Here is a 6617-nt window from a genome sequence, read left to right as displayed (position 1 = left end):
GCGCCCGGTACGTAATCCACCCGCGCGGCCTCGGTGCTGAGGTTGACGGAGACAGACAGGACGCCTGGAAGTTCCCGCAGGGCCCGGTGGACGTTCTCCACGCACGAGGCGCAGCTCATCCCGGTCACGTGGAGGTATGTGGTCGCGGTCCGCAGGCCGTAGCCCACCTCCTCCACGGCGCGCCGCATGGCCTGTAGGTCCACCGCGGAGGGGTCGTAGTCCACGGTGGCCTGCTCCGTGGCGAGGTTGACCCGGACGTCGCGCACCCCCGGGAGCTCCTTGAGGGCGCCTTCCACGTTGGCCACGCACGAGGCGCAGGACATCCCCTCGATGGGCAGCACGAGCCGCTTCATGGACCTGCCCCTTTCGCCTGGAACACGTCCAGCAGTTCCGCGATGACCCGCTCCCGCTCCTTGGGATCGTGGGACCGGATGGCGGTGGTGACGCAGTGGTTGAGGTGCCGCTCCAGCAGGAGGGCGTTCACCCGGTCCAGGGCCCGTTGCACCGCCTTCGTCTGCTGGAGGACGTCGATGCAGTACGCGTCGTCCTCCACCATGCGGATCACGCCGCGCAGGTGCCCCTCGATGCTGCGCAGGCGGGCCAGGATCTCCTGCTTGGCTCGGGGATCCGTACTTTGGAAGGCCCTGTGGCGCTGGGTCTTCGTTGCCATGCCGATCCTCCACCCCCTCCCCATAGGGGAGGGGATAAGGGCATCGTAGCAGATTCCCGCGGCACGTCAAACTGCCCGAGTCCGCCGCGCACGGGACCGGCGGGCTCTGCGGCCGTCGATGAGGGTGCAGGAGCGGATCCGGTCCGTGTGGTCCCGCACCAGGGAGGCAGCGAGGAGCAGGAGCTCCCGCACCCGGGGATCCGTGACCCGGTAGTACACCCGGCGTCCCTCCCGGCGGGCCGTGACGTACCCGCACCACCGCAGGCAGCTCAGGTGGCTGGAGACGCGGCCCTGGGGGGAGCCCACGAGGCGCACGAGCTCGCTGACGTTTCTCTCTTGGTCCACCACGAGCTGGAGGATCCGAAGCCGCGTAGGATCTCCCAGGGCCCGGAAGAACTTCGCCGTGAGGATTTCGTCCGAAAGATTCGGCAGCACGAACGGAGGCGGCATCAGCTCCTGGCGCATGGCGTCTCTCCTTGGGTACGGAAAAACCGATCTGATTCGACGATAACCAAAACCGCTCACTCCCTCAACCGAGCGCAGGACATCCGAGGCCCGGGCAAGAAGCGCACGTCTGTTCGATTTGACGGCGCGGGCCCCCAGGTATGAGAGTAGTTATACGAAAAATCGAATAGATCGTAGGGAGGTGAGGGCGTGGCGGTCGGGAAGGAAGTTGTCCTGGACGTCACGGGGATGACGTGCGAGGCGTGCGCGGAGCGTGTGCGGGCAGCTCTGGAAAGCACCCCGGGCGTGATCCGCGCGGAAGTTCACGGGTGGCAGACGGGCCGGGTGACGGTCGTGGCGGCGGGGGAGGTGGCGGAGGAGCTGCTCGTGGGAGCCGTTCGGGCGGCCGGCGGGCAGGCCCCCGGCCACACCTACCGCGCGTCGGTCGTGGAACACAGGGCCGTGGAGGCCGAGCAGCGGGAGCCGGCCGGGGCAGAGGTGGTGGACCTGTTGGTGGTCGGTGGGGGCTGCGGGGTTTGCCGCGGCGATCCGTGGGGCAGAGCTGGGGGCGCGGGTGGTGCTGGTAGAACGCGGCACCATGGGCGGGACGTGCGTCAACGTGGGCTGCGTTCCAGTCCCACACCCGGGTGGCGCAACCGTGACGAGGGCAACCCAACGGAGGAGGTGAAGCGATGGGACGGTGGCAGTGCTGTGGCAGGCAGTTTGACAGCGAGGAGGCCTCGGTGCGGCACGACGTGGAAGCACACGGGGCCGCGCGGGAGCCTGTGGGAACGTGCTGCGGCCTCGCTTTTTACACCCGCGAGGGGCTCGAGGAGCACGCCCGCACCGCACACGGGCAGCAGACCGCCACCTCCGGGTGAGTTCGGGGTCTGGCGAGGGAAGGCTGAAAGGAGGGGACAGGATGGAGACGTGGGTGACCCGCAGAGAGTTCTTGCGGTGGTCGGCGGTGGCAGGGGCTGTCCTGGCCGCCGGCCGGGGGTTGGAGGGCGTGGGCTGGACGGCCCCCGCGGCGACCCGAAAGAACGTGGGAGACGTGCTGCGGTTCTCCACCCGCCCACAGGGCTGGATAAGGGCTGTTCGGCTTCATGACGTTCCGGCTGCACCCGGTGTTCTTCGAGGGGAATACCGCGTACCACATCCGGACCGACGCCTCCGACCAGGCGTTCGCGCAGGCACGGGGTCTGGTGTTCGTCCCCAAGCTGGCCCTCGCACTCCGGCGGGACGCCGCCGCGGACTACTACGTGTTCCCCGCGGGGGCGGCTGGACAGCTGCCGGTGGTGAGCACGGTGCCAGACCGGGACGACTTCACCCCTGCCTACCGCGTGCACCGGATGACACGGCCAGCTGTCGGTGGACCGGCGGCGGACCTAGTACCTGGGGGACGGCCAGCTCCTGGAGGACCCCAAGCTCGACCGACGCGAGGTGACCTTCAAGCTCCACCAGTGCTTCCCCAACCACTGGTACATCGTCACGGACACGTCTGCGGCCCCCATGGCCCCCATGATGAAGGTGGCCGCCTCGCCGAAGACGGCCGCGTTGGCCCAAGCAGGCGCCACCGCGAAGATCCTGGTGTTCGGGAACGGGATCCAGGGGCCAGGGCCCATGGGGTTCCAGCCGTCGGTGTTCGACTCCAACCCGGGGGACGCCATCTGGAGCCCCTTCTGGGACCACTACACGTTCACCTGGACCGACGGGGCACGGCCGAAGGTCCTGGGCAGCGAGCAGGAGATCCTCACGGAGGAGAGCGCGGGCCGGCTGAAGCGGTGGCCGGGCATGCCGGACACCAAGGGCGAGCTGTTCGTGGTGAACTGCCCTGCGCCGGTCAGCGGGCCTCCCACCTGGAGGGGGAGCTGAGCGGTCGGGCGAACACTCCCGCGGTGGACAAGACCGCGTACCTGAACCAGATCGACCTGTTCCGGCAGCTCTCCCCCGAAGAGCTGCAGGCGGTGGACCGTTTGGCGGAGCTGCAGACCGTCTCCCAGGGGACTCTTCTCCTTGACCCCACCCGGTTCCGGCCGGTGTTGTACCTGCTGAAGCGGGGGTACGTGCGGCTGTACCGGATCACCCCGGAGGGGCGGCAGCTCACCGTGAGCCTCCTCGGCCCGGGGAACGTGTTCGGCGAGCTGGAGGGCCTGTCCACGGGCACCCGCCACAGCTTCGCGGAAGCCGTGACCGACATGCTGGTGTGCACCCTGCGGGAGGCGGACCTGGAGCGCCTCATGCGCACGTACCCCGAGGTGGCGGTGCGGATGGTGCTCTCTGGGCGGCTGCGGGAGCTGGAAGACATGCTGGAGCGCTTGGCACTCTCCAGCGTCTGGACGCGGGTGCTGCACCTGCTGACCAAGCTGGCGGAGAGCTTCGGGGTCCCCGAAGGACGGTTCGTGCGGCTTGAAGTCGGGCTCACGCACCAGGACCTGGCCGACATGGTGGGCTGTAGCCGGGAGACGGTGACCCTGACGCTGGGCGAGCTGGCGCGGCAGGGCGTCGTGCGGACAGCCCGGCGGCGGGTGTGGGTGGATTTACCCCGGGCCCAGGCCCAGTTGCAGACTGGGTAGGGCCTCACTCCGCACAGCGGCTAGGCCGACGGGGATCCTTAAAGAAGGACAGCTACACGTCGTAGTAGAGATAGAACTCCGAGGGGTGCGGCCGGAGCCGGATGTAGTCCACCTCCCGCCTGTGCTTGTAGTGGATCCACGTCTCGATGAGGTCCTCGGTGAACACCCCGCCCCGGAGGAGGAACTCGTGGTCTTCTTCCAGCGCACGCAGGGACTCCTCCAGGGAACTCGGCACCTGGCGCACGTGCTTCGCCTCCTCCGGCGGAAGTTCGTACAGGTCCACGTCCATGGGCGGCCCGGGGTCGATGCGGTTCAAGATGCCGTCCAAGCCCGCCATGAGCATGGCCGCGAAGGCCAGGTACGGGTTGCAGCTGGGGTCCGGGGGCCGGTACTCGATCCGCTTGGCCTTGGGACTGGTGGAGTACAGGGGGATCCGGATGGCCGCGCTGCGGTTGCGCTGGGAGTACACCAGGTTCACGGGCGCTTCGTAGCCCGGCACCAGCCGGCGGTAGGAGTTGGTGGTGGGGGCGCAGAAGGCCAGCAGCGCCGGCGAGTGCTTCAGCAGCCCCCCAATGTAGTACAGGGCCAGCTCGCTGAGCTGGGCGTACCCTCGAGGGTCGAAGAACAGGTTCCGTCCTTCGTGCCACAGGCTCTGGTGGGTGTGCATGCCGCTGCCGTTGTCGCCGAACAGCGGCTTGGGCATGAAGGTGGCGGTCTTCAGGTGCTCCCGGGCGAAGGTCTTGACCAGGTACTTGTACATCTGCACCCGGTCCGCCATGTCCGTGAGGGTGGAAAACCGCAGGTCGATCTCGCACTGCCCTGCGGTGGCCACCTCGTGGTGGTGGACCTCCACCTCCACGCCGGCCTCCCGCATCTTGCGCACCAGCTGGGACCGGAACTCCTGCAGGCTGTCCGTGGGGGGGACGGGGAAGTACCCCTCCTTGTACCGGGGCTTGTACCCCAGGTTGGGCCGCTCGTCCCGGCCGGTGTTCCACGCGCCCTCCGCGGAGTCCACGAAGTAGTAGCCGCAATGCACGTTCTGGTCGAACCGGACATCGTCGAACACGAAGAACTCCGCCTCCGGCCCCCAGTAGCTGGTGGTGGCGATCCCGGTCCGCACCAGGAACTCCTCCGCCCGCTGCGCCACGCCCCGGGGGTCGCGGCTGTAGCGCTCCCGGGTCACCGGGTCGTACACGTCGCACACCAGGATGAGGGTGGGGGTCTTGCACATGGGATCCACCCGGGCGGTCCGCGGGTCCGGGATGAGGATCATGTCGCTTTCGTGGATCTCCTGGAACCCACGGATGCTGCTGCCGTCGAACCCCACGCCGTCCGTGAACAGGTCTTCGGACAGCTCCTCCACGGGTAGGGAGAAGTGCTGCCAGGCGCCCACCAGGTCCGTGAACCGCAGGTCCACCATCTGGATCCCGCGGCGCTCGCACAGCTCGAGCACGTCCTCGGGGGTCGCGACGGGCTGTTCGCGGGCGCGGGGGCGGGTCAAGGCCATGGCTCTCCCTCCCTACGGTTGTGGCGTGACGGAGGCGGGGTCGGGCGTGCGCTCCGCGCGGCTAGCGAGGTCCGGGATGCGCTCCAGCAGCCGTTCCCACTTCAGGCCCGTGAGGGACTCCACCACCGTGGGCAGCTGCGCCACCACCCGGGCCACGTCCGCGGGGATGCGGGACGCCCCGGCACCGGAGGCGTCTGCGTTCACCACCACGATCCGCTCCGTCTTCGACAACGGCTCCGACACCGCCCGGGCGAGCTCCGGCAGCACGCGGACGATGAGCTCCGTGATCGCCGCCTCGTTGTACTGGCTCCAGGACTCTGCCTTCTTCCGCATGGCTTCCGCCTCCGCCAGCCCCTTCATGCGGATCACCTCGGCTTCCGCGGCACCCCGGGCCTTGATCTCTTCCGCGCGGCCCAGGCCTTCCGCTTCCAGCCGGTACCGCTCCGCCTCGGCCAGCACCTCGGTGCGCTGCCGCTCCACCTGCGCGGGCTTGAGGACCGTGGCGACCAGCTCCTTCTCCTTCCGGGCCACCTCCCGCTCCTCCAACTCCGCCAGCTTCTCCCGCTCCACGATCCCCACCTGGATCTCCTCCGCCTTCACCCGCTGGGCCATGCGGTGCCGGTGGAGGTCGTAGCTGAGGTCGGCCTCCGCCCGCTTGGCCTTCACTTCCGCCTCGTACTCCGCCTTCTTCAGCTCCATGTCGCGCTGCGCCTGGGCGATGGCCGTCTCCGCCTGGAAACGGGCCTGCTGCGCTTCCTTCTCCGCCTCCGCCTCCCCCTTCACCGCGTCCCGCTTCACCTGGGCGATGCGGGGCCGGGCCAGAGCCTCCAGGTACCCCTGGCTGTCGGTGACGTTGCGGATGGTGAGGGAGACGATCTCCATCCCCATCTTGTGCAGGTCCTCGCTGGCGGCCTCGCGGACCCGGCGGGCCAGCTCCTGACGGCCCCGGTAGATCTCCTCCACGGTGAGGGTGCCCAGCACCGCCCGCATGTGGCCTTCGAGGGTCTGCAGGACGGTCCGCATCACGTCCTCCCGGGAGCGGGAGAGGAACTGCTCCGCGGCGATGGCGATGCTCTCCTCGTCCCCCTTGATCTTCACCTGGGCCACCCCGTCCACGGTGACGGGGATGGCGTTCACCGTGTACACCTCCGGAGTGCGGACCTCCAGGGTCATGAGCTCCAGGGACATGCGTTGCACCTTCTCCTTGATGGGCCACACGAAGGTGCCGCCGCCGTGCACCAGCCGGTAGCCCACCGTGCGGCGCCGGCCGTCGGGACCGGTGACCGTCCGGCGGCGGCCCGAGATGATCAGGACCTCGTTGGGGCCCACCTTGGTGTACCGCACGGCCCACACCACCGCGGCCGCGGCCGCCAGGACTGCCAACACCGTCCACCACACCCAGGACACCTTCACCACCCCC

General features: G+C 69.0%; 8 protein-coding genes. 3 read left to right on the top strand and 5 right to left on the bottom strand.

Features of this window, described 5'->3' with window-relative positions; genetic code table 11:
• The 3 genes from N0A24_10265 to N0A24_10255 form a co-directional block, all read right to left on the bottom strand.
• Nucleotides 1-353: copper ion binding protein (locus N0A24_10265; GenBank protein ID MCS7173731.1), on the bottom strand; the 353-nt coding region annotated here is incomplete at its 3' end.
• Nucleotides 350-670: a metal-sensitive transcriptional regulator gene (locus N0A24_10260; GenBank protein MCS7173730.1), complete on the bottom strand. Its 321-nt coding sequence runs from the start codon at nucleotides 668-670 to the stop codon at nucleotides 350-352. The genes N0A24_10260 and N0A24_10265, both read right to left, overlap by 4 nt.
• 66 nt (nucleotides 671-736) lie before the next feature.
• Nucleotides 737-1135 carry a metalloregulator ArsR/SmtB family transcription factor gene (locus N0A24_10255; GenBank protein ID MCS7173729.1) on the bottom strand — a complete coding sequence of 133 codons (399 nt, stop codon included), beginning with the start codon at nucleotides 1133-1135 and terminating at the stop codon, nucleotides 737-739.
• 671 nt (nucleotides 1136-1806) lie between these two features.
• Between N0A24_10255 and N0A24_10250 the strand changes: the two genes are divergently transcribed.
• From N0A24_10250 to N0A24_10240, 3 genes are all read left to right on the top strand, one after another.
• Nucleotides 1807-1995 (top strand): hypothetical protein, encoded by a 189-nt coding sequence (locus N0A24_10250; GenBank protein MCS7173728.1) that lies wholly within the window; start codon nucleotides 1807-1809, stop codon nucleotides 1993-1995.
• Nucleotides 1996-2557: 562 nt separating this feature from the next.
• Complete coding sequence (locus N0A24_10245) at nucleotides 2558-2989, top strand: hypothetical protein (GenBank protein MCS7173727.1); 432 nt, start codon at nucleotides 2558-2560, stop codon at nucleotides 2987-2989.
• A 23-nt stretch (nucleotides 2990-3012) separates the two neighbouring features.
• Nucleotides 3013-3690 (top strand): Crp/Fnr family transcriptional regulator, encoded by a 678-nt coding sequence (locus N0A24_10240; GenBank protein ID MCS7173726.1) that lies wholly within the window; start codon nucleotides 3013-3015, stop codon nucleotides 3688-3690.
• Nucleotides 3691-3742: 52 nt separating this feature from the next.
• Here the strand turns inward: N0A24_10240 and glnA are convergent, their stop codons facing one another.
• A complete protein-coding gene (gene glnA / locus N0A24_10235) occupies nucleotides 3743-5197 on the bottom strand; it encodes a type I glutamate--ammonia ligase (GenBank protein MCS7173725.1) in 1455 nt (484 codons plus the stop codon).
• 12 nt (nucleotides 5198-5209) lie between these two features.
• Complete coding sequence (locus N0A24_10230) at nucleotides 5210-6604, bottom strand: SPFH domain-containing protein (GenBank protein ID MCS7173724.1); 1395 nt, start codon at nucleotides 6602-6604, stop codon at nucleotides 5210-5212.
• Nucleotides 6605-6617 lie beyond the last annotated feature (13 nt).

Source organism: Armatimonadota bacterium (assembly GCA_025059775.1).
Lineage (GTDB): Bacteria > Sysuimicrobiota > Sysuimicrobiia > Sysuimicrobiales > Sysuimicrobiaceae > Sysuimicrobium.
The sequence above is the reverse complement of the archived record's forward strand: the minus strand, read 5'-3'. Positions and strand labels throughout refer to the sequence as shown.

What these genes read in the sequence shown, in the direction of transcription:
- N0A24_10260 (MCS7173730.1), bottom strand. Translation starts at nt 670, where the DNA reads ATGGCAACGAAGACCCAGCGCCACAGGGCCTTCCAAAGTACGGATCCC.
- N0A24_10255 (MCS7173729.1), bottom strand. Translation starts at nt 1,135, where the DNA reads ATGCGCCAGGAGCTGATGCCGCCTCCGTTCGTGCTGCCGAATCTTTCG.
- N0A24_10250 (MCS7173728.1), top strand. Translation starts at nt 1,807, where the DNA reads ATGGGACGGTGGCAGTGCTGTGGCAGGCAGTTTGACAGCGAGGAGGCC.
- glnA (MCS7173725.1), bottom strand. Translation starts at nt 5,197, where the DNA reads ATGGCCTTGACCCGCCCCCGCGCCCGCGAACAGCCCGTCGCGACCCCC.